Source organism: Pseudomonas sp. PvP009 (genome assembly GCF_017832995.1).
In the GTDB taxonomy this organism is placed as follows: Bacteria; Pseudomonadota; Gammaproteobacteria; order Pseudomonadales; family Pseudomonadaceae; genus Aquipseudomonas; species Aquipseudomonas syringae.
This window is the reverse complement of record NZ_JAFIBG010000001.1, coordinates 652,870-675,110: the sequence shown is the minus strand read 5'-3', so window position 1 is coordinate 675,110 and position 22,241 is coordinate 652,870. Positions and strand designations below refer to the sequence as shown.

At 60.7% G+C, this 22,241-nt stretch carries 20 protein-coding genes; 19 read left to right on the top strand and 1 reads right to left on the bottom strand.

The features are described 5' to 3' along the window. The first annotated feature begins 12 nt into the window (after positions 1-12). From JOE29_RS03035 to JOE29_RS02945, 19 genes are all read left to right on the top strand, one after another. A complete protein-coding gene (locus JOE29_RS03035; RefSeq protein ID WP_210078779.1) occupies positions 13-1,263 on the top strand; it encodes a type II and III secretion system protein family protein in 1,251 nt (416 codons plus the stop codon). Next, positions 1,260-2,450: a pilus assembly protein CpaE gene (locus JOE29_RS03030; protein WP_003421096.1), complete on the top strand. Its 1,191-nt coding sequence runs from the start codon at positions 1,260-1,262 to the stop codon at positions 2,448-2,450. The genes JOE29_RS03035 and JOE29_RS03030 overlap by 4 nt, the downstream gene beginning before the upstream one ends. Beyond that, positions 2,450-3,706, top strand: a complete 1,257-nt coding sequence (locus tag JOE29_RS03025; protein WP_003313926.1) for a CpaF family protein — start codon at positions 2,450-2,452, stop codon at positions 3,704-3,706. Before JOE29_RS03030 ends, JOE29_RS03025 begins: the two co-directional genes overlap by 1 nt. A gap of 18 nt (positions 3,707-3,724) precedes the next feature. Further along, positions 3,725-4,609, top strand: a complete 885-nt coding sequence (locus JOE29_RS03020) for a type II secretion system F family protein (protein WP_210078778.1) — start codon at positions 3,725-3,727, stop codon at positions 4,607-4,609. 1 nt (position 4,610) lies between these two features. Next, a complete protein-coding gene (locus JOE29_RS03015) occupies positions 4,611-5,495 on the top strand; it encodes a type II secretion system F family protein (RefSeq protein ID WP_044312229.1) in 885 nt (294 codons plus the stop codon). A 35-nt stretch (positions 5,496-5,530) separates the two neighbouring features. Continuing rightward, positions 5,531-6,268 carry a hypothetical protein gene (locus tag JOE29_RS03010; protein ID WP_057406072.1) on the top strand — a complete coding sequence of 246 codons (738 nt, stop codon included), beginning with the start codon at positions 5,531-5,533 and terminating at the stop codon, positions 6,266-6,268. Next, positions 6,265-6,537, top strand: a complete 273-nt coding sequence (locus JOE29_RS03005) for a DUF3613 domain-containing protein (RefSeq protein WP_004415996.1) — start codon at positions 6,265-6,267, stop codon at positions 6,535-6,537. Before JOE29_RS03010 ends, JOE29_RS03005 begins: the two co-directional genes overlap by 4 nt. A gap of 106 nt (positions 6,538-6,643) precedes the next feature. Then, entirely contained in the window at positions 6,644-8,434 is a 1,791-nt protein-coding gene (locus JOE29_RS03000) for a protein-disulfide reductase DsbD (RefSeq protein WP_256216295.1), read from the top strand. A gap of 129 nt (positions 8,435-8,563) precedes the next feature. After that, entirely contained in the window at positions 8,564-9,016 is a 453-nt protein-coding gene (gene aroQ / locus JOE29_RS02995; RefSeq protein WP_003313934.1) for a type II 3-dehydroquinate dehydratase, read from the top strand. A gap of 76 nt (positions 9,017-9,092) precedes the next feature. Further along, positions 9,093-9,548 (top strand): acetyl-CoA carboxylase biotin carboxyl carrier protein, encoded by a 456-nt coding sequence (gene accB, locus JOE29_RS02990; RefSeq protein WP_003313935.1) that lies wholly within the window; start codon positions 9,093-9,095, stop codon positions 9,546-9,548. A gap of 17 nt (positions 9,549-9,565) precedes the next feature. Next, positions 9,566-10,909: an acetyl-CoA carboxylase biotin carboxylase subunit gene (gene accC, locus JOE29_RS02985; protein ID WP_210078777.1), complete on the top strand. Its 1,344-nt coding sequence runs from the start codon at positions 9,566-9,568 to the stop codon at positions 10,907-10,909. A gap of 137 nt (positions 10,910-11,046) precedes the next feature. Further along, positions 11,047-11,925 (top strand): 50S ribosomal protein L11 methyltransferase, encoded by an 879-nt coding sequence (gene prmA / locus JOE29_RS02980; protein WP_004415992.1) that lies wholly within the window; start codon positions 11,047-11,049, stop codon positions 11,923-11,925. Positions 11,926-11,949: 24 nt separating this feature from the next. Continuing rightward, positions 11,950-13,272, top strand: coding sequence for a DUF3426 domain-containing protein (locus JOE29_RS02975; RefSeq protein ID WP_210078776.1), 1,323 nt, complete (start codon positions 11,950-11,952; stop codon positions 13,270-13,272). Positions 13,273-13,589: 317 nt separating this feature from the next. Next, the gene (gene dusB, locus JOE29_RS02970) at positions 13,590-14,603 is read left to right on the top strand and encodes a tRNA dihydrouridine synthase DusB (RefSeq protein WP_074951422.1); all 1,014 of its coding nucleotides are present in this window, start codon (positions 13,590-13,592) and stop codon (positions 14,601-14,603) included. Next, a complete protein-coding gene (gene fis, locus JOE29_RS02965) occupies positions 14,600-14,920 on the top strand; it encodes a DNA-binding transcriptional regulator Fis (protein WP_002555375.1) in 321 nt (106 codons plus the stop codon). The genes dusB and fis overlap by 4 nt, the downstream gene beginning before the upstream one ends. 80 nt (positions 14,921-15,000) lie before the next feature. Then, entirely contained in the window at positions 15,001-16,605 is a 1,605-nt protein-coding gene (gene purH / locus JOE29_RS02960; protein ID WP_003341009.1) for a bifunctional phosphoribosylaminoimidazolecarboxamide formyltransferase/IMP cyclohydrolase, read from the top strand. Positions 16,606-16,728: 123 nt separating this feature from the next. Beyond that, a complete protein-coding gene (gene purD / locus JOE29_RS02955; protein ID WP_057406076.1) occupies positions 16,729-18,024 on the top strand; it encodes a phosphoribosylamine--glycine ligase in 1,296 nt (431 codons plus the stop codon). A 90-nt stretch (positions 18,025-18,114) separates the two neighbouring features. Next, the gene (gene retS / locus JOE29_RS02950; RefSeq protein ID WP_016569066.1) at positions 18,115-20,904 is read left to right on the top strand and encodes a hybrid sensor histidine kinase/response regulator RetS; all 2,790 of its coding nucleotides are present in this window, start codon (positions 18,115-18,117) and stop codon (positions 20,902-20,904) included. A 69-nt stretch (positions 20,905-20,973) separates the two neighbouring features. Beyond that, a complete protein-coding gene (locus JOE29_RS02945; protein ID WP_003313945.1) occupies positions 20,974-21,570 on the top strand; it encodes a MarC family protein in 597 nt (198 codons plus the stop codon). A gap of 7 nt (positions 21,571-21,577) precedes the next feature. On the opposite strand, the gene JOE29_RS02940 is transcribed toward JOE29_RS02945, so the two are convergent. Beyond that, positions 21,578-22,213, bottom strand: coding sequence for a hypothetical protein (locus JOE29_RS02940; protein WP_116816997.1), 636 nt, complete (start codon positions 22,211-22,213; stop codon positions 21,578-21,580). Positions 22,214-22,241 lie beyond the last annotated feature (28 nt).

The window sequence follows — 22,241 nt, the reverse complement described above, 5'->3', positions numbered from 1 at the left end:
GGATTGCATTTGATGAGCTGTTGTTCCGTGCCAGTTATAAAACCCCGTTTGCTGGCGTTAGTCATCGCAGCACTGTGCGCGCCAGGCGCGTGGGCCGCTTCGGGCAGTTGTGCCGGCCTTGCCGCGATGCCGGCGGCCGTGGAAATCGACCAGGGCATTCAACAGGAGGTCCGCTCTGCGGTGCCCATCACCCGCATCGCCGTGGGTGATCCGAAAATCGCCGACGTGCACGTCAACGGCACCGACGGTTTTCTGTTGACCGGCGTCGCACAGGGGACGACCAGCCTGATGGTCTGGACGGCCTGCGCAAGTGCGCCGCGCCAGAGCATGGTCTTCGTGCGTGGCCGGGCGACGACCGCCATGGTCGAGAGTGTCACCGCGCCGTCTGCCGATGCGCAGTTACCCAGCCAGGTGCAGACCGACATCCGTTTTATCGAAGTCAGCCGCACCAAACTCAAGGAGGCCAGCACCTCGATCTTCGGCAAGGGATCGAACAACTTTCTGTTTGGCGCGCCCGGCACAGTGCCGGGTGTCAACGTCACGCCCGGCACCGTCAGCGGCACAAGGCCAAACATTCCGCTGAACAACAGCAATTTCAATATCGTCTGGGGCGGTGGCAGCAGCAAGGTGCTGGGCATGATCAATGCCATGGAAAACAGCGGCTACGCCTACACCCTGGCACGCCCCAGCCTGGTCGCCCTCAACGGGCAAAGCGCGAGTTTTCTGGCCGGCGGCGAATTCCCGGTGCCGGTGCCCAATGGTGAAGGCAACGGTATCTCCATCGAGTACAAGGAGTTCGGCGTGCGCCTGACCCTGACCCCGACTGTCGTGGGCCGCGACCGGATTCTGCTGAAGGTCGCGCCGGAAGTCAGCGAGCTGGATTTCTCGGCCGGTATCACCATCGCCGGGACCACCGTGCCAGCCCTCAACATCCGCCGTACCGACACCAGCATTGCGCTTGCCGACGGCGAGAGCTTCGTGGTCAGCGGCTTGATCAGTTCCAGCAACAGCGGTTCGGTGGACAAGTTTCCCGGCCTCGGCGACATCCCGATTCTCGGTGCATTTTTCCGCAGCTCGCAAATCCAGCGCGACGAGCGCGAACTGCTGATGATCGTCACCCCGCATCTGGTCCAGCCACTGGCCGCCAACGCCCGACTACCGTCGCTGCCGGGTGAGACACTGCGCACCTATGACCCGAGCTTCCCGCGTCTGTATTTTCTGGAAAACGGCGATTTCGACCGCCGCGACGGGTTATCCAAATGAGCCAGAGCCTGAGCCAGACCTTCCTGGCAATCACCCGTAACAATACCGACCTGGAGTGGCTGCAAAGTGCCCTGGGTTCGTTGGGCCAGGTGGTCAGTGCCGGTACGGGCAGCCTCGACGACCTGCTGGCGCTGGTGGACGTGACGTTCGCCAGCGTGGTGTTCGTCGGCCTGGACCGTGAGCATTTGATGACCCAGAGCGCCCTGATCGAAAGTGCGCTGGAAGCCAAACCGATGCTGGCCATCGTTGCGCTCGGCGATGGCATGGATAACCAGCTGGTGCTCAATGCCATGCGCGCCGGGGCCAGGGATTTCGTTGCCTATGGCTCTCGCTCCAGTGAGGTCGCCGGTCTGGTCAGACGTCTGAGTAAGCGCCTGCCCGCCGTGACGCCCAACCCGAACATGAGCGGCCTGTCGGTGCTGTATGGCGTACAAAGCGATGACGACGGGGCCTTGATCGCGACGCACCTGGCGATGGTCGTGCACAAGAGCGGGCAGCGCACGCTGCTGCTGGACCTCGGCCTGCCACGCGGCGACAGCCTGTTGATGCTCGGCCTTGAATCGACCTTCAGCTTCGGTGACGCCCTGCGCCACTTGCGCAGGCTCGATGCAACGCTGATCGACAGCGCCTTCACCACCAGCGAAAGCGGCCTGCGCATTCTGGCCTACAGCGAAGCCGACGATCATCTGGAACAGTCCAGTGCCGCCGAGCTTTATATGCTGCTCAGCGCGCTGCGCCAGCATTTTCAGCACGTGGTCGTGAACCTGGTAGGTCAGCCGGACAGCGAGGCCTTGCGCTCGCTGGTCAGCCATTGCGATCAGTTGCTGTGGTACACCGACCAGAGCGTGCTGGGCTGTCGACGCAACCTGACGGTGCTCAACAACTGGCGCGAAAAGGGCATGAAAATGCAACACGCCGGCCTGCTGGTCGATCGTTATCAGCGCTCGGTCGCGCCCAATTCCGAAACCGTGAGCAAAACCTTCGGCCTGCCGGTGCTGGCGGTGCTGCCGCTTGCGCCGGAGTTGCGCCTCAACGCCAAGAATCAGGGCGTGACGCTGTTCGAACTGGCGTCACGCGACGCGCTGTGCTCCGGGCTGCGGCGGCTTGGCGAGCATCTGGCACGGCATGCCGAGGCACGCGAGAAACCCGATCAGGGCTGGCTCGCTCGACTGTGGGGGAACCGGTAATGGCGGAGAAACTGTTTGGCGTCTCATCGCGCACGCAAGGCAAGCCTGATGACGGGCAAGGCCTGAAACTGGTGCTGCACCGCTACATCATCGACGGCATGGAAGAAAGCGGCAAAAGTCTGCTCGAAGGCTCACGACCGGCCCTGGCGCAATTCGTCATCGACAAGGTGGCCGAATACGTCGCACGGCTACGGCTGGCCATCTCGCGTTACGAAATGGAGCGCCTGGCTGAAGAACTGGTCGACGAACTGACCGGCTTCGGGCCGCTGGAGGTGCTGCTGCGCGACACCTCAGTGACGGAAATTCTGGTCAACGGGCCAGGCAAGGTCTTTGTCGAGCGCGATGGCGTGCTGCACCACACCGACCTGCGCTTTATCGATTCGCACCACGTCGAGCGCGTGATGCAACGCATCCTGGCACCACTCGGGCGGCGACTGGACGAGTCTTCACCGATGGTCGACGCACGCCTGCCCGATGGCAGCCGGGTCAACGCGATCATTCCGCCCATTGCGCTGGACGGACCTTGCCTGTCGATCCGGAAATTCCGCAAGGACATGCTCAAGAGCGCCGACCTGGTGGCCATGCAGACCATCGATCAGTCGATTTTCGAGTTCTTCCAGGAGGCCGTCGGCAAGCGCTGCAACATTCTGGTCAGCGGCGGCACCGGCACGGGCAAGACCACCATGCTCAACGTGCTGAGCCAGTTGATCGACAGCAATCAGCGTCTGGTGACCATCGAGGACGTTGCCGAGCTGCAGCTCAGTCACCCGCATGTGGTGCGCCTGGAAACCCGCCCGCCCAACGCTGAAGGGCATGGGGAGGTGCGCGCCAGCGACCTGATCCGCAACTCGCTGCGGATGCGCCCGGACCGCATCATCCTCGGTGAGATTCGCGGCGTCGAAGTGCTGGACGTATTGACCGCAATGAACACCGGCCACGACGGCTCGATGAGTACCGTGCACGCCAACAATGCACAGGATGCCCTGCTGCGTCTGGAAACGCTGGTGGGCCTGACCGGGCGGCTGATCCCGGAAAAGACCCTGCGCCAGATGGTCTGCGCGGCGCTGGATGTGATTATCCAGCTGACGCGCCTGCCTGACGGGCGCCGCTGTGTCAGTGAAGTGGTGGAAGTGGTCGGCATCCGCGATGACATCTACGTCACCAATACCCTGTTCCGTGTTGATCGCCGCACCGGGGTCGGCTTCATGCGCGAAGCGGCCCACGCCGCTGGCGACAAGCTGCGGCCCGGCTACTGACATGCTCAAGGAGTCGGCATGAGTGCGTCTCTGGTACTGGGCCTGATCTCCTTGCTGCTGTTTATTGCGTCCATTCGCATGTTCTACCTGGCGCTCAATCAGGGAGCCAGTGAACGGGTCAGGCAGCGGCTGATGGCCGGACAAGTACGGCCCGTGGCCGAAAAGACCGGCTGGAGCTACCTGGATCGGGCCTTTTTGCGCGCCGGGCTGGGACAGCCGACCAAGCGCATGGGCCTGGCCTTGTCGCTGTATGCGCTGCTGATACTGATCGGCTACGCAACGGCCGGAGTCGTCGGTGCGCTCAGCGTGCTGCTGGCGGTGCCTCTGACACTGCGTATGTTCGTTTCATGGCGCTATGAGGTGCGCGTTCGCCGCATGATCCAGCAACTGCCGCAATTGCTCGACCATACCGTGCGCAGCCTCAAGTCCGGCAGAACCCTGGCCGACGCGGTGCTGCACGGCATCGACGCCACCGACCAGCCGCTCAAGGACGGCATGAGCCGGATCGAGCGTAACGTACAACTGGGGGTCAGCCTGCCGGATGCGGCAAGGGACTTTGCCGAACTGTATGAGCGCGACGAATTTCACCTGTTCGCCATCGGCTTGCGGGTCAATCACCGCTACGGCGGCAATGCCAGCGAGCTGATGGAAAACCTGATCAAGCTGATTCGTGATCGGGAACAGGCCGGTCGCCAATTGCGCGCAATGACCGGCGAAACCCGAATGACTGCCGTGGTACTGGCCCTGCTGCCGATCAGCATGGCCGGTTACTTTCTGGCGGTGAACCCCAACTATCTGCTGCATATGTGGGACGACGAAAGCGGCAAGATCATGCTGAGCGCGGCCTTCGCCCTGCAGGCCACGGGGTGCGTGATGTTGTGGCGCATGTTGAGGAGCATTTGAGATGGAACTGTTATTCGCCGCCATGATGCTTGCCGCTGTCGCATTTGTGCTGTTGTCCGGCGTAGCGCGTCAACGTCGCAATGAACGCCTGGTGGCCAGACGCTTGAGGGGCGAGGTGATCCGTGAGAGCCGCATCGGCAGCCTGTTGCGGTTGCTCGGTGACACCCGCCTAGGTCAACGCAGCATCAGCCTGGATTCGGAAACCCAGATACTGCTCAACCGCATCGGCTGGCGGCGCGCCAGCAAACGCTCGTTATTCGCGGCCTGCCAGGTCGGCGTCCCGGTCGGCCTGATGGTCATTGTCATCCTCGGCCAACTGCTGTTTTTCAAAGGCATCCAGCAACCGCTGATCGCGCCGATCTTTGCCTTGGGCGCCGGCTATCTGCTGCCCAAGCGGATTCTGGCGGCCGTGGCTCGGCGCCGTCAGAAACAAGTGGTGGTGGAAATCTCTACCTTTATCCCTTTGCTGCGCATCTTGTTCGAGTCCGGCATGGCGGTCGAGCAGGCGCTTCGGGTGCTCAGCAACGAAGGCAAAGACCTGCTGCCGGTGCTGTCCGAGGAAATTCGCGTGGTGCTGATGCGCGTTGATTCCGGCCTGGAACTGGGCGAAGAACTGAGAAAAACCGCCGCCCTGCTGGACGTCGACGAGTTGAGCGACACCTGTGTGATCCTCAATCAACTGATTCATCAGGGCGGCGGCGCATTGAAGTCTCTGCTCACGCTCAAGCAACTGATCGATGACCGACGCCTGACCCGCCTGCAAGAATACATTTCCAAACTCTCGGCAAAGATGTCGGTGGTCATGATGGTGTTTCTGTTCCCCGCCCTGCTGATTGTGCTGGCCGGGCCAGGATTTATGGCGATCAGCCGCGCACTGGGCAGTTGACCCGGTGTTACCCGTGCACGAAAGGACGCATTGCAATGAAACCAGTGATCATATTATTCGGGCTGCTGTTGCTGGGCGGATGCGCCAGTGATGGTCGCCCCCTCTGGACACAGACCACGGCTCAGCCGGGCCAGTGCCCCAAGCTGACCTCGGATCAGGAGTTCTCCCTGAATCTGGCTCAGAACATGGCCGATGAAGGCCGCCTGCATGCCAGCCTTGCCAACCTGGAAAGCCTGCCCGACAGCCTGGGCGAGGTTCGCCTGCGCAAGGCCCGGGTGTTGCGGCTTTTGGGCAGCAACGAGGCCGAGCCTCTGTACCGCAGCCTGCTGGGCACCTGCCGGGCAGCCGAGGGTGAGCATGGCCTCGGGCAACTGGCCGCAGCGCGCGGCGACAACGCGCTGGCACAGCAACACCTGCTGATGGCCAGCAAGCTGCAACCGACCGATGAAAAGATCCGCAATGACCTGGGCGTCGTCTACCTCAACCAGCTGAAACTGGAACAGGCACGCTTTCAGTTCCTGACGGCAATGGAGCTCAAACAATCGGACTCGCTGGCGGCGGTGAACCTGGCCACGCTGCTGATCTATCAGAACAACTGGACGCAAGCCGCCGAACTGGCGTCGCGGGCCGGGCTGACGCCTGAACAGGTGACCGATGCCCAGGCGCGTGCCGAGCAATTGCGAAAGCCCCCTGCCGCTCCTCAAGCATCTGCACGGCCCATTGCGAGCCTGACAGGGCAAAATGATCGTCAGTCCCAGGAGGTACGACCATGAAACGCATCATACTCACCGGGTGTGTACTGCTGTTGAGCGCAGGTGATGCCTGGGCGGACAACAACGAAACTGCGACCTCTGAAACCCGGCAGACCGAGACCTGGCTGCAGCTTCAGGCCAGCGGCAAGGCTGCTTCGCCGACGCCACAGGTCAATACCGCGGCAGAGCGCGACCTCAGCCTGCAACGCTGGCTGGACACGTATAAGTACAAGATCCCGGATTTTTACGATCAGGAGGCTGGTGGCAGCTTTTCCTCGGGCAAGAAATAATTCCGGCACGGTCGTGGGCCTGCTGACACCCACTCTTACAACCTGCCCTCGGCACGCCGCCGGGCACTCCGTTATCATGCGCGGACTTTCGATATTCGAGACTGCCATGCGCCGTTTGTTATGCCTGCTGTTATTGATTCTGGCCCTACCCGCCTCCGCAGCCGGTTTGCTGGATAGCCGACCTTCATCCACCCTGGGCGGTGGCTCGCTGGATAACAGCAAGGACTTCCTGCCTGTGCGTCAGGCCTTTCAGTTGAGCCTGATCGAAACGACACCGGAGTCGATCAAGCTGAGGCTGGTCGCCACCGATGGCTACTACCTGTATCGCCACCGCTTCCAGTTCCGCACCGAGCCTGCCGACATCGGCCTTGGCGAAGCGCAACTGCCCAAGGGCGAGCAGAAACACGACGAGTACTTTGGCGATGTCGAGGTCTACCACGGCATTCTCGATATCGACCTGCCACGCAAACCCGGCGAACAACGCCCCTTCACCCTCGCCGTCACCTACCAGGGCTGCGCCGACAAGGGCTTGTGCTACCCACCTGAAACCGAACGTTTGAGCATCGGTGATGTGGCCGCCAGCCCGGCCAATCAGGCCTCTGCCACCCCACCCGCCGCCACGGCAGGCTGGAGCTGGAAAGAACTGGCGCTGTTTTTTCTCGCCGGTGTAGGCCTGACCTTCACACCGTGTGTACTGCCGATGCTGCCGATTCTGTCCGGCGTGGTACTGCGCGGTCAGGTGGGCGGGTTGCGCGGGCTGAGCCTGTCTCTGGCTTACGTACTGCCAATGGCGGCGTGCTTTGCCCTGCTGGGCGCGCTGATGGGGATGTTCGGTGCAGGCCTTAACCTGCAGGCACGATTGCAATCGGCCTGGGTGCTGGTGCCGTTCTCGGCATTCTTCGTGATCTTCGCCATAGCCATGTTCGGCGCTTTCGAACTGCGCCTGCCGCAATCGATCAGCTCTCGCCTGGACCGTATCGCCGGCAAGACCCAGGGCGGTTCATTGTGGGGTGCAGCGGTGCTGGGCGTGGTCTCCAGCCTGTTGGTGTCACCTTGCGTATCGGCGCCTCTGGCCGGTGCGCTGTTGTATATCAGCGCCAGCGGCGATGCGCTCGGCGGTGCTCTGAAACTGTTTGCGCTGGGGTTGGGCATGGGCGCGCCGCTGTTGCTGATCGCAACCGGTGGTGCCACCTGGCTGCCGAAAAGCGGCCCTTGGCTGGTGACGGTCAAAAACGCCATCGGCGTGCTGCTGCTGGGACTGGCAATCGGCCTGCTTAGCCGTGTTCTGCCAGGGCAGGTGACGTTGTTGCTGGTGGGCCTGCTGTCGGCCGGTGTCGCATTGTTTCTCGGCGCGCTGGAATTCAACGTCAAAACCACACGCCAGAAACTCGCCCAGTTGCTGGGGCTGGCGCTGCTGGTCTATGCGCTGGCATGCTGGTACGGCGCGCTGTCCGGGCAAACCGACCCCATGCGCCCGCTGGGCCGCGAGTACGCCACGGCGAATAACGGGGCAGTAGCTCAGGCCGCATCACAGTGGAAAACGATCACCACCTCTGCCGAACTGGACCGTGTGATGCAGGAAGCCCAAAGCGAGGGCAAACCGCTGGTGCTCGACTGGTATGCCGACTGGTGCATCAGTTGCAAGGTCATCGAACACGAAGTCCTGCCTGACCCGGGCGTGGTCGCCCGCTTGTCGGGTTACAAACAGGTGCGCTTCGACATGACCGACAGCAACGCAGAGCAGCGCGCCCTGCTCGACCGGTACAAGCTGTTTGGCCCGCCAGCGCTGCTTTTTTTCGATAAAAACGGCGAAGAACGGCAAACTGTCCGGGTCGTCGGCGAAATCGACGCAGCAGGCCTGATAGAGCGCCTGAACAGCGCCAATGACCAAAACTGATACCTTAGTCACAAACTTTGCGCGAATATCGCTCATTGTGCTGGCTACTGTTGTTAACTGGACAGTCTATTGCCCTTCCGGCATAGTCGCCGGGCGTAAACCGCTCGCAGACAATAAAAGGAACACGCAATGGCGACCATCCTGGTCCTTCACGGACCCAACCTGAACCTGCTGGGCACTCGGGAACCCGGGGTCTACGGCACCGTCACTCTGCCTCAGATCAATCAGGACCTGGAGCAGCGCGCTCGCGATGCCGGCCACCATCTGATGTATCTGCAAAGCAACGCCGAGTACGAACTGATCGACCGCATTCACGCCGCCCGCGGTGAGGGTGTGGATTTTATTTTGATCAATCCGGCCGCTTTTACGCACACCAGCGTTGCAATACGTGACGCGCTGATGGGAGTGAGCATCCCATTCATCGAAGTGCATTTATCAAACGTGCACAAACGCGAACCTTTCCGCCATCACTCCTACTTTTCAGATGTCGCTGTAGGAGTGATCTGTGGCCTGGGTGCCAGTGGATACCGACTGGCCCTGGAAGCCGCCCTGGAACAACTGGCCGCCAGTGCCAAGCCATGACGAGTCCAGCCTGAAGCTGACCGTATGGCTTGAGCCGGCCGACACATTGCCCTTACAGAACCTTGGGAGTTGATTAATGGATATTCGCAAAGTCAAGAAACTGATCGAATTGCTGGAAGAGTCCGGCATCGACGAGCTGGAAATTCGTGAAGGCGAAGAATCCGTACGGATCAGCCGCCACAGCAAGACCCCTGCGCAGCCTTACTACGCGCCCGCTCCGGTTGCAGCGCCGGTAGCCGCACCCGCACCTGCCGCCGCCCCGGCTGCGCCAGAAGTACCGTCGGCTCCGAAACTGAACGGCTTTGTGGTCAAGTCGCCAATGGTCGGTACGTTCTACCGTACCCCGGCACCTACTTCGCCTGCATTCGTCGAAGTCGGCCAGACCGTCAAGAAAGGCGACACCATCTGCATCGTCGAAGCGATGAAAATGATGAACCACATCCAGGCAGAAGCCAGCGGTGTGATCGAATCCATCCTGGTAGAAAACGGTCAGCCGGTTGAGTTTGACCAGCCGCTGTTCACAATCGTTTGACCCGGGGAGAGCCTGCGATGTTGGAAAAAGTTCTGATCGCCAACCGCGGCGAAATTGCCTTGCGCATCTTGCGTGCCTGTAAAGAACTGGGCATCAAGACCGTCGCTGTACACTCCACCGCAGATCGCGAGCTGATGCACCTGGGCCTGGCAGACGAAACCGTCTGCATCGGTCCGGCACCGGCCAATCTGTCCTACCTGAACATTCCGGCGATCATTTCGGCTGCCGAAGTGACCGGCGCCACGGCGATCCACCCGGGTTACGGGTTTCTCGCCGAGAACGCCGACTTCGCCGAACAGGTTGAAAAATCGGGCTTCGCTTTCATCGGTCCAAAAGCAGACACCATTCGCCTGATGGGCGACAAGGTTTCCGCCAAGGACGCCATGAAGCTGGCCAATGTACCGACCGTTCCCGGTTCCGACGGCCCGCTGCCGGAAGACGAAGACACCGCTCTGCGCATTGGCCGTGAAGTCGGTTACCCGGTGATCATCAAGGCCGCCGGTGGCGGTGGTGGTCGCGGTATGCGTGTGGTTCATCGCGAAGAAGACCTGATCGAAGCCGCGTCGCAGACCCGCGCCGAAGCAGCCGCCTGGTTCAGCAACCCGATGGTCTACCTGGAAAAATACCTGACCAACCCACGTCACGTGGAAGTCCAGGTGATTTCCGACGGCCAGGGTCAGGCTATCCACCTGGGCGATCGCGACTGCTCGCTGCAGCGCCGTCACCAGAAGGTTCTGGAAGAAGCGCCGGCACCGTTCATCGATGAAAAGGCGCGCGAGGATGTTCTGGCTGCCTGCGTCAAGGCGTGTATCGATATCGGCTATCGCGGTGCGGGTACGTTCGAGTTCCTGTACGAAAACGGTCGTTTCTACTTCATCGAAATGAACACCCGTGTTCAGGTGGAGCACCCGGTTTCGGAAATGGTCACAGGCATCGACATCGTCAAGGAGATGCTCAGCATCGCCGCCGGCAACAAACTGTCGTACACCCAGGATGACGTGGTCATCAAGGGTCATGCGCTGGAATGCCGGATCAACGCCGAAGACCCGAAGACCTTCGTACCAAGCCCTGGTCTGGTCAAGCATTTCCATGCACCGGGCGGCAACGGCGTACGGGTCGATTCGCACCTGTACAGCGGCTACAAGGTACCGTCCAACTATGACTCGCTGATCGGTAAAGTGATCACTTGGGGCGCGACCCGCGAAGAGGCCATGGCACGCATGCGCAACGCCCTGGACGAAATCGTGGTCGACGGGATCAAGACCAACATCCCGCTGCACCGCAACCTGACCCGCGATGAAGGCTTCTGCGAAGGCGGAGTCAACATCCACTACCTGGAGCACAAACTGGCCAATCAATAAGCCAGTCTGCTTCACAACGACAAAGCCGCAGTGATGCGGCTTTGTTGTTTGCAGCGCATAGCAGTAAACTTGCCCGCTTCCTGCGGCCGCACTGGCCTTACTGGCCGCACTTATTTCCAAATCGAAGGTAATCCGCCATGCCTTGGCTGCAAGTCCGTCTCGCCATCAGCCCAGAACAAGCCGAAACCTACGAAGACGCCCTTCTTGAAGTCGGCGCCGTGTCCGTGACCTTCATGGACGCTGAAGACCAGCCGATTTTCGAGCCCGAACTCAATACCACACCGCTGTGGACACATACCCACCTGCTGGCGCTGTTCGAAGCCGACACCAACGCCGAGATGGCCCTGGCGCACCTGAGCCTGCTGACCGGCGAAGAATTGCCCGAACACAGCGCCGAAGTCATCGAAGATCAGGACTGGGAACGCAGCTGGATGGATAACTTCCAGCCGATGTGTTTCGGCAAGCGTCTTTGGATCGTGCCGAGCTGGCATGCTGCGCCGCAACCGGATGCCGTAAATCTGTTGCTCGATCCAGGCCTGGCCTTCGGCACCGGGACCCACCCGACGACCGCGCTGTGCCTCGAGTGGCTGGACGGCCAGGACCTCGAAGGCTGCAACGTGCTGGATTTCGGCTGCGGATCGGGCATTCTGGCCATCGCCGCACTGCTGCTGGGTGCCGAACAGGCCGTTGGCACCGATATCGACGTGCAGGCACTGGAAGCCTCTCGTGACAATGCCGGACGCAACAATATCGCGGCCGAACGCTTCCCGCTGTACCTGCCCGAGGATCTGCCACACCAGCAGGCCGATGTGCTGGTCGCCAACATTCTGGCTGGCCCGCTGGTTTCCCTGGCGCCGCAACTGGCTACCCTGATCAGAGCCGGCGGACGCCTGGCACTGTCAGGCATCCTTGCCGAACAGGGTGAGGAAGTCGCGGCAGCCTATGCTGACAGTTTTGATCTGGACCCGATCGCTAACCGAGATGGCTGGGTACGCATCACGGGTCGCCGCCGTTAACCGCCGCTTCAACCGGACAGCCGCATGACCGACAGTTTCGTCACCCAGTGCCCGCACTGCCAGACCAGTTTCAGAGTCAGTCACGCTCAACTGAGCGTGGCCCGTGGCGTGGTGCGGTGTGGCGCCTGCCTGCAGGTGTTCAACGCAGCGCGGCAGTTGCTCGAGCAACGCGCAAGCGATGATTCCGAAAAAGAGGCGCTGCCAGCCTCGCCGGTGGTCGCAGCCCTGCCCGAACCGGAGCCCCTGCCGACGCCAGTGCCGGAGCCGGAGCCGGAGCCGGAGCCGGAGCCGGAAAAGGCGCCCGAAGAGGACGATCCCTGGCAGGTCAGCGAACTGGATCTGGACAATCTCAATCTGGACGAAGAACTGGCCCGCCTCGAACAACGCGAGACGCGCAGGCCTGACACCTTTGCCCGCCCGGTCAGCGACATCGACAACGACGCTGTGAGCCTGACGGCGAAGCGTGACAGCCGGCAGAGCGATGAGGCTGCCTGGGTCGATACGCTGCATAACGACGATGTCGAGCAACTGCCCGAGCTGCATGCAGAAGTTATCCCGGATAGCGACTCTGCAGAAGCTGCGGAGCCGCCGGAGGACGACAAACGTACCGAGCCGTCACTGTCACTGGACAAGGATCTGGACGATGACGAGCCGCCGATGCCAGTTATCATCCAGCGCAAGGCCGCGCCTGCCGAGAAGGTCGAGCGCTGGTCAGCGGTGGATGACGATGATGAAGACGACGACCATGAGCCGGAGCCTGAACCGCGGGGCAAGCGCAGCCGCAACGAACCGGCAGTGCGCGACCAGACACTCCTTGACCTGACCGACGACCCTTTACAGCTGGACTGGCAACGGCCCAAACCGCGCTGGGGCCGACGCCTGGCCTGGGGTCTGCTGATCGTGCTGGCGCTGGCGGGCCTGGCAGGACAGTACGTCTGGTATCACTTCGATCAGCTGGCACGCCAGGACCAGTACCGCCCGTTGTTTCAGCAGATTTGCCCACAGGTTGGCTGCAAGGTGCCGAGCAAAGTCGACATTTCCCAGCTCAAGAGCAGCAACCTGGTCGTGCGCAGTCACCCGGAGTTTCAGGGGGCTTTGGTGGTCGACGCGATCATCTACAACCGCGCCTCTTTTTCCCAGCCGTTTCCCCTGCTGGAGTTGCGTTTTTCCGATACCGGCGGTCAGTTGATTGCCAGTCGTCGGTTCAAGCCCAGTGAATACCTGAGCGGCGAAATGGCCGGCAAGGAAGAGATGCCGCCGCAGACGCCGATCCATATCGCGCTGGATATCCTTGATCCAGGTGCCAAGGCCGTGAACTACAGCCTGAACTTCCGCTCGCCGGAATGACACGCCCGACGCCGAAGCGTCGGTCAAGACTGCTTCTTTACACGTAAATTTCATCAAAGAACGCTGCACGATCGCAGAAATTTCGCGGCAAAATACCCTCTTATCGAGGTGGTCGAGCCCCGGCAATAACTGTTCAGATTTTATCCAATTCAGCCTTTATCCAGTCATCGAGAGCGGGTATCATGCCAACCCTTTTTCAAACTCTCGGTTCGATCTGACGGTGGCGCATGCGGCTGGCGGGATGAGCCGTTGCAGACCGGGTGAAACAGTTTTTTACACGGCCTGCGGATGATTTGGCCTCCACAACAGGTAAGGCTATGTCGGCAGTACGCATCGGCCCATATACAGTGCAAAACGGCTTGATTCTCGCCCCGATGGCGGGCGTCACCGACCAGCCTTTCCGTCAGCTGTGCCGAAGACTCGGCGCTGGCCTGGTGGTTTCGGAGATGGTCACCAGTGACATGAGCCTGTGGAACAGCCGCAAATCGCGTCTGCGCATGATCCACGAAGGTGATCCCGAGCCGCGCTCGGTACAGATCGCCGGTGGTGATCCGCAGATGCTGGCAGACGCAGCACGTGCCAATGTCGAACTGGGCGCCCAGATCATCGACATCAACATGGGTTGCCCGGCCAAGAAAGTCTGTAACAAGGCAGCAGGCTCGGCGCTGTTGAAGGATGAGCAACTGGTCAACGACATCCTGCAGGCCGTCGTGGCGGCAGTCGATGTACCGGTCACGCTGAAGATCCGCACCGGATGGGATCGTGACAACCGAAATGGCCTGACAGTGGCGAAAATTGCCGAGCAGGCAGGCATTCAGGCACTGGCGGTACACGGGCGAACCCGTGCCGACCTGTACACCGGAGAGGCCGAGTACGACACCATCGCCCAGATTAAACAGGCCGTGTCGATACCGGTCTTTGCCAATGGCGACATCGATTCACCGCAAAAGGCCCGGCACGTGCTGAAGGCCACCGGTGCAGACGGATTACTGATTGGCAGGGCCGCACAGGGGCGTCCCTGGATTTTTCGCGAGATAGAACACTTCCTGCGGACCGGAGAAACACTGCCGGCGCCGCAGTCGAGTGAAGTGGAACGCATTCTGCTTGAGCATCTGGCAGCGCTCCACGTTTTCTATGGAGACGTGATGGGCGTGCGCATTGCACGCAAACACGTCAGTTGGTATCTCGCAACCCTGCCGGGCGCCAGAGAGTTTCGCGCCCACTTCAATCGTTTGGAAGATACGGAAGCACAGTGCGCCAACGTCCGGGAGTTCTTCAGCCAAGGCTGCAAGGGCCCGGATAACCAGAATGATAAAGAGGTGGCCGCATGACGATGATGACCGAGACTTTAGTGAGTGGAACAACACCCGTGAGCGACAACGTCAATTTGAAACAGCACCTCAACACGCCGAGCGAAGAGGGTCAGACCCTGCGCGGAAGTGTCGAGAAGGCGCTGCACAATTATTTCGCCCACCTCGAAGGCGCATCCGTCACTGACGTCTACAACCTGGTGTTGTCGGAAGTCGAGGCTCCGCTTCTGGAAAGCGTGATGAACTACGTCAAGGGCAACCAGACGAAGGCCTCCGAGCTGCTGGGACTGAATCGCGGTACGCTGCGCAAGAAACTCAAACAGTACGATCTGCTTTAAAGCATTCAAAACAGAAAAGGCGACCTTGCACCGCGGTCGCTTTTTTTTGCTGACTTCTTTTGCTTTTGATGGAAATCGAGATGACCGACCAGACTACCCGCCTGCCGATCCGCCGCGCTCTGATCAGCGTATCCGACAAGACAGGAATCCTTGAGTTTGCCCGCGAGCTTGAAGCGCTGGGCGTCGAGATTCTTTCCACTGGCGGTACGTTCAAGCTGCTCAAGGACAACGGCGTCGCGGCAGTCGAAGTGGCCGATTACACCGGCTTCGCTGAAATGATGGACGGCCGGGTCAAGACCCTGCACCCCATGATCCATGGCGGGATTCTGGGTCGTCGCGGCATAGACGACGCCATCATGACCGAGCATGGCATCAAGCCGATCGATCTGGTTGCGGTCAATCTGTACCCGTTTGAAGCCACTGTTTCCAAGCCGGGCTGCGACCTGCCGACCGCCATCGAAAACATCGACATCGGCGGCCCGACCATGGTCCGGTCTGCAGCGAAGAACCACAAGGACGTCGCCATCGTGGTCAATGCCGGCGATTACGGCCAGGTCCTGGAAAGCCTCAAGGCCGGCGGCCTGACCTACGCTCAGCGTTTCGACCTGATGCTCAAGGCATTCGAGCACACCGCCGCCTACGACGGCATGATCGCCAACTACCTGGGCGGCGTCGACCAGACCGCCGAAACCCTGAGTACCGAAGGCCGCAGCCAGTTCCCGCGCACCTTCAACACCCAGTTCGTCAAGGCTCAGGAAATGCGCTATGGCGAGAACCCGCACCAGAGCGCGGCGTTCTATGTCGAAGCCAAACCTGCCGAGGTTGGTATCGCTACCGCCACCCAGTTGCAGGGCAAGGAGCTGTCGTTCAACAACGTGGCCGATACCGATGCCGCCCTGGAATGCGTCAAGAGCTTCGTCAAACCGGCCTGCGTGATCGTCAAGCACGCCAACCCGTGCGGTGTCGCGGTCTGCCCGGACGATGAAGGCGGCATTCGTCAAGCTTATGAACTGGCCTATGCCACCGACTCCGAGTCGGCATTTGGCGGCATCATCGCCTTCAACCGCGAGCTGGACGCTGCAACCGCCAAGGCCATCGTCGAGCGCCAGTTCGTCGAAGTGATCATCGCACCGAGCGTCAGCGCCGAAGCCCGCGCCATCGTCGCCAGCAAAGCCAACGTGCGCCTGCTGACCAGCGGCCAGTGGAGCGAGCGTCTGCCTGCCTGGGACTACAAACGCGTCAATGGCGGCCTGCTGGTACAGAGCCGTGACATCGGCATGATCACCGAGGCCGACCTCAAGGTCGTCACCCAGCGGGCGCCGACAGAACAGGAAATGCATGACCTGATCTTCGCCTGGAAAGTCGCCAAGTACGTCAAGTCCAACGCCATCGTCTACGCCCGCAACCGCCAGACAGTCGGCGTCGGCGCTGGCCAGATGAGCCGCGTGAACTCGGCGCGTATCGCTGCCATCAAGGCTGAACACGCCGGCCTGCAGGTTCAGGGCGCGGTCATGGCCTCAGATGCCTTCTTCCCGTTCCGTGACGGCATCGACAACGCGGCCAAGGTCGGCATCACCGCTGTCATCCAGCCAGGCGGCTCGATGCGTGACAATGAAGTGATCGCTGCGGCAGACGAAGCCGGCATCGCGATGGTGTTCACCGGCATGCGTCATTTCAGGCACTAAGGGCAGCGGCAAGCTTCAAGCTTCAAGCTAAAGCCTAACGCACTAACCATTCAACGCCATGAGCTGCACGCAAGCTGCCCCCGCTTCTACTTGCAGCTTGTAGCTACTCCAAAGGAGTCTGTTTTGAATATTTTGATCATTGGCAGCGGCGGTCGTGAACACGCCCTGGCATGGAAAGTCGCCCAGGACCCACGCGTGCAGACGGTGTTTGTTGCACCGGGCAATGCGGGCACGGCGATCGAAGCCAAATGCGAAAACGTGGCCATCGACGTTCTGGCACTGGAGCAACTGGCGGATTTCGCTGAAAAAAACGTTGCGCTGACCATCGTCGGCCCTGAAGTGCCTTTGGTTGCAGGCGTCGTCGACCTGTTCCGCAGCCGTGGCCTGGACTGCTTCGGCCCGACCGCCGGTGCTGCGCAGCTTGAAGGTTCCAAGGCGTTTACCAAGGACTTCCTGGCGCGTCACAAGATTCCTACTGCCGACTACCAGAACTTCACCGAAATCGAGCCTGCCTTGGCCTATCTGCGTGAAAAAGGCGCGCCGATTGTCATCAAGGCCGACGGCCTGGCCGCAGGCAAGGGCGTTATCGTCGCCATGACCCTGGCAGAAGCCGAAGACGCCGTACGTGACATGCTGGCTGGCAACGCCTTTGGCGACGCCGGTTCACGCGTTGTCATCGAAGAGTTTCTCGACGGCGAAGAGGCCAGCTTTATTGTCATGGTCGACGGCAAGAATGTATTGCCCATGGCCACCAGCCAGGACCACAAGCGCGTCGGCGACGGCGACAGCGGGCCGAATACCGGCGGCATGGGCGCATACTCCCCTGCCCCGGTGGTCACCGCCGAGGTTCATCAACGTGTCATGGACCTGGTGATCTGGCCGACCGTCAGGGGCATGGCCGATGAAGGCAACGTTTACACCGGCTTCCTCTATGCTGGTCTGATGATCGATAAAGCGGGTAACCCGAAAGTCATCGAGTTCAATTGCCGCTTCGGCGACCCGGAAACCCAGCCGGTCATGCTGCGCCTGCAATCGAGTCTGGTACTGCTGGTCGAAGCTGCGCTGGCGCAAGCGCTGGACAAGATCGAAGCACAGTGGGACCCGCGCCCGAGCCTGGGTATCGTGCTGGCCGCCGGAGGCTATCCTGGCGACTACGCCAAAGGCGCAGTCATCGAGGGTCTGGATGCAGCAGCACAGCTCGAAGGCAAGATTTTCCATGCAGGCACGGCCTTGCAGGATGAGCGTGTCGTGACCAGCGGTGGTCGTGTACTGTGTGCCACAGCGCTGGGTGACAGCGTCGGCAAAGCGCAGGAAAATGCCTACGCGCTGGCCGCAAAAGTCGACTGGCAAGGGTGTTTTTACCGCAAGGACATTGGCTACCGTGCCATTGCCCGTGAGCGTGGCGAAGACCAGGAGTAATCGATCGGACCAGCCTCTTCAACCAGAGGCTGGCCGGTTGGTCCGGTATTCGCGGTTTTACCAGGCATTCACTCACGAAGGGATTTCATTGTGCGCGGGCTCAGGATTGCCATAGCCTCAACCGTCGGACTGCTGACCCTGCTGTTCATGCTTTCGGCGCAGGCCGAGCATGGTGCAGGCTGGTCGACGCTGCTCGACGAAAAGGCCCACCTGACGCTGGATGAAATCCGCTCGGCGCGCTATCAGAATCAGTTCAGCCCCACCGAACTGGAACGTGTCACGGCTGCGGATCGCGGCGGTGCCGTGTGGCTGCATTACCGCCTGCAACCGACCCAGCACGAACAACTCCTGCGCATCTTCGCCCCGGATCTGTCCAGCGCCGATCTGTATGTCATGGACGGCGATCAACAGATTGACCACGTGCGCACCGGCAATGACGTGCCGATTGAAGATCAGCGACTGCCGTCCAACGATTTCCTGCTACCGGTTCCGCAAAGCTCGGCCCCTCTGGATATCTACCTGAAGCTCGTCTCTGCACAGAAAATGCGCCCCAGCATCACCCTCGAACCGGCGATAAAAAGCGCCGCCAACGAGACCCAGCCGTTGCTGTTCGGGCTGCTTTTTGGCGCGCTGTCCATGCTGATCGTGCAGAACCTGACGCGTTACGGACACACCCGGTCGCGCAGCAATCTGTGGCTGGCCGCCTGCGAATCGTTACTCGGGCTCAGTGCCCTGCTGCTGCTCAACCTGCTGCGCCCGATCGACCCGTGGAATATCGCGCAAACCCCGAGCGCGCACTTGGCACTGCTGCTGGCCGCTGTCGCAGGACTGATCTACACCTACTATTTCTTCGTCCACCGCAATGCCCGCAAGCTCGACCGTCTGTTGCTGGGCAACGCGGTGCTCATGGGGATCGGCGCCTCGCTGGTGCTGTTCGACGAGCAGTTGCCGATCAATATCCTGACGTTCGGCCTGGTCTCGTTGACCACCCTGAGCATTCTGGCGGTGTCGATGTGGCACTGGCAGAAGGGCTATCGCTCGGCGCGCCTGTTTGTCCTCGGGATGATCACCTTCAATATCGGCTACATGGTGGTCCTGCCCGGCCTGCTGTGGCTGAGCCTGGTGCCGCCGCAATGGCTGATACTGGCGCTGCTCAGCGTGTTTTGCATCAGCGGGCTGCTGATGAGCCTGGCGCTCAGCGAACGCCATCGCAGCATCACCGAAGACCGGTTCAGCATCAGCCGCGATCAGGCAGCCAGCACCGCCGAAATCAACGCCAAGGCCGAGTTCCTGGCGAAGATCAGCCACGAGATTCGCACCCCGATGAATGGCGTGCTGGGCATGACCGAACTGCTGCTCGGCACCCCGCTGTCGGTCAAACAACGCGACTACGTGCAGACCATTCACAGTGCTGGTAACGAACTGCTGACGCTGATCAACGAGATTCTCGACATCACCAAGCTTGAGTCTGGGCAGATCGAACTGGACGACGTGCAGTTCGACATCGGCGCGCTGGTCGAGGACTGCCTGAATATCTTCCGCGCCAAGGCCGAGCAGCAACAGGTCGAGCTGATCAGCCAGATTCAGCCTCAGGTGCCGCGTGTCATCAACGGTGATCCGACTCGCCTGCGCCAGACGCTGCTGAGCCTGCTGGAAAACGCCCTGAAGAAGACCGACGAAGGTGAAATTCTTCTGGCCGTCGCCCTCGAGTCCTCGAAAAGCGGCAATACGCGGTTGCGCATTTCGGTTCAGGACAGCGGCGAATCGCTTTCCGATGAAGAGCGCGAAGAGCTGCTGCACGCCGAACTGCACAGCCGTAACTTCCTGGCCAGCAGCCGGCTCGGCGGCCACCTCGGACTGGTGATCGCTCGTCAGTTGATCGTGCTGATGGATGGCGAATTCGGCATTCAGAACACTGGTGCGCAAGGCAATACGTTGTGGCTGAACCTGCCGCTGGACGCAAAGCTGCTTGAACAGCCGACCATCGATCTGGACAGCCCGCTGAAAGATGCCAGGGTGCTGGTGGTCGATGACAACGACACATGCCGCAAAGTGCTGGTCCAGCAATGCAGCGCCTGGGGCCTGAATGTCAGCGCCGTGGCGTCCGGCAAGGAGGCCCTGGCCCTGCTCAGAACCAAGGCGCACCTGCGCGACTATTTCGATGTCGTCCTGCTCGATCAGAACATGCCGGGCATGACCGGCATGCAACTGGCCGCCAAGATCAAGGAAGATCCAAGCCTGAACCACGACATTCTGTTGATCATGCTGACCGGCATCAGCAATGCGCCCAGCAAGATCATCGCGCGCAACTCCGGCATCAAGCGGATTCTGGCCAAACCGGTAGCAGGCTACACGCTCAAGACCACGTTGGCAGATGAATTGACCCAGTTGAACAAGGGTGTCGTGTCGAACAAGCCCGGCCCGGTCGTGACTCCGCCGGTCAACGTCCCTGGCGACTTCCGGATTCTGGTGGCCGAAGACAACAGCATTTCGACCAAGGTCATCCGCGGCATGCTCGGCAAGCTCAACCTCAACCCCGATACCGCGAGCAATGGTGAGGAAGCGTTACGTGCCATGAAGGCGCAGCGTTATGACCTGGTGTTGATGGACTGCGAGATGCCGATACTCGACGGTTTCTCGGCCACCGAGCAATTGCGCGCCTGGGAAGTCGGCAATCAGCGCGTACGTACCCCGGTCGTTGCACTGACCGCGCATATTCTCACCGAGCACAAGGACCGGGCACGCCAGGCTGGCATGGACGGCCACATGGCCAAGCCCATCGAGCTGTCCCAGTTGCGCGAACTGGTAGAGCACTGGGTGGCGCACCGTGACAAGGCCCGCGGGCTGACGGCTGACGACGAGCGCTATCGGCAAAACTGACAGCAACGGGAAAGGCCTATGGCCTGATAGACTGGCGCTGCCATCCACCTGCTGCTGTGAGTCGAAGCCATGCTTCACGTGTTGTTCAGCGTCTATCTGAAAATGCTGGTGCTTTACAGCCCGTTTTTCGTTCTTTCCTGCTTCATCAGCCTCACGCGAGGTCACTCGCGCAAGGAGCAGCGGCGCCTGGCCTGGAAGGTGGCACTGGCGACACTGGTTTCCAGCGTGCTGCTCTACCTGTTCGGACGGGTTATTTTCGATGTATTCGGCATCACGGTGGATGCGTTCAGAATTGGTGCCGGCAGTGTGCTGTTCATATCGGCACTGGGCATGGCACAGGGCAAGTCAGCGGTGCAGACCGATAATATCCAGCAGGATGTGACTATCGTCCCTTTGACCATCCCGCTTACCGTCGGCCCCGGCACGATCGGTGCGTTGCTGGTCATGGGCGTCAGCCAGCCCCACTGGGATGACAAACTTACCGCCATCCTGAGTATTGCGCTGGCCAGCCTCACCGTCGGCGTCGTGCTTTACCTCTCCAACCGTATCGAACGAATCCTCGGTGATCAGGGTTTGCAGATTGTCAGCCGCTTGATGGGATTGTTTGTCTGTGCGCTGGCCGCGCAAATCATTTTCACTGGCATCAGGGGCTACCTGCTGCCCTAGACAGGGTTCAGATACTTGCAGACCGCACCAGCCCCAGCGCCCTGCCGTCCAGATAACGCATAACCTCGTCACGGTGAGTTGCATACACCTTGCTGTCAAAGATGTAACTGCCGCCCTTGAAGTGAAACAGCAGTCTTCGTCTTCCTGGCGCATGGTCGTCAACGCTCAGGTGCAGACTGCAAAGCAAGAGGAGCATCCTGCCAGACTCATACTTTTCGCAGGGTACGACCTGAAAACTGCCCAGACGTCCCTGATCCAAGCCGTTTTGAAAATACGACTCCGCTGCCTGATTGACCCCCACTGCAGCAACCGCACGCTGCACCATGTCGCTAAGACGCTTGCGATCCGCGGGATGACTGACCTTGAACGTCGCCTCTAATAAATCGTCGACACTGCTCACCACCAGTGAGTCACCCAAGACCAGGCCCTTTTGCTGTATGCCGCGCGTCTTGAGGCGGCTGCGGTAGTAATGCATCCAGCTGCCCCACTGGGTCTTGAAATCAAACTGCCTGCCCGCGAACAACTGAGCGTCCAGAAGCACGTTCTGAATATCCGTGCGCTCCTCGCTCGCAAGTCCGGGCAGAAACGCGACCATACTGGGGATATTGCCCAGATAGGCCGCATTCTCTGTATCTGCACTCATTTGCGTTACTCCCTTCCATGGGCTTTTC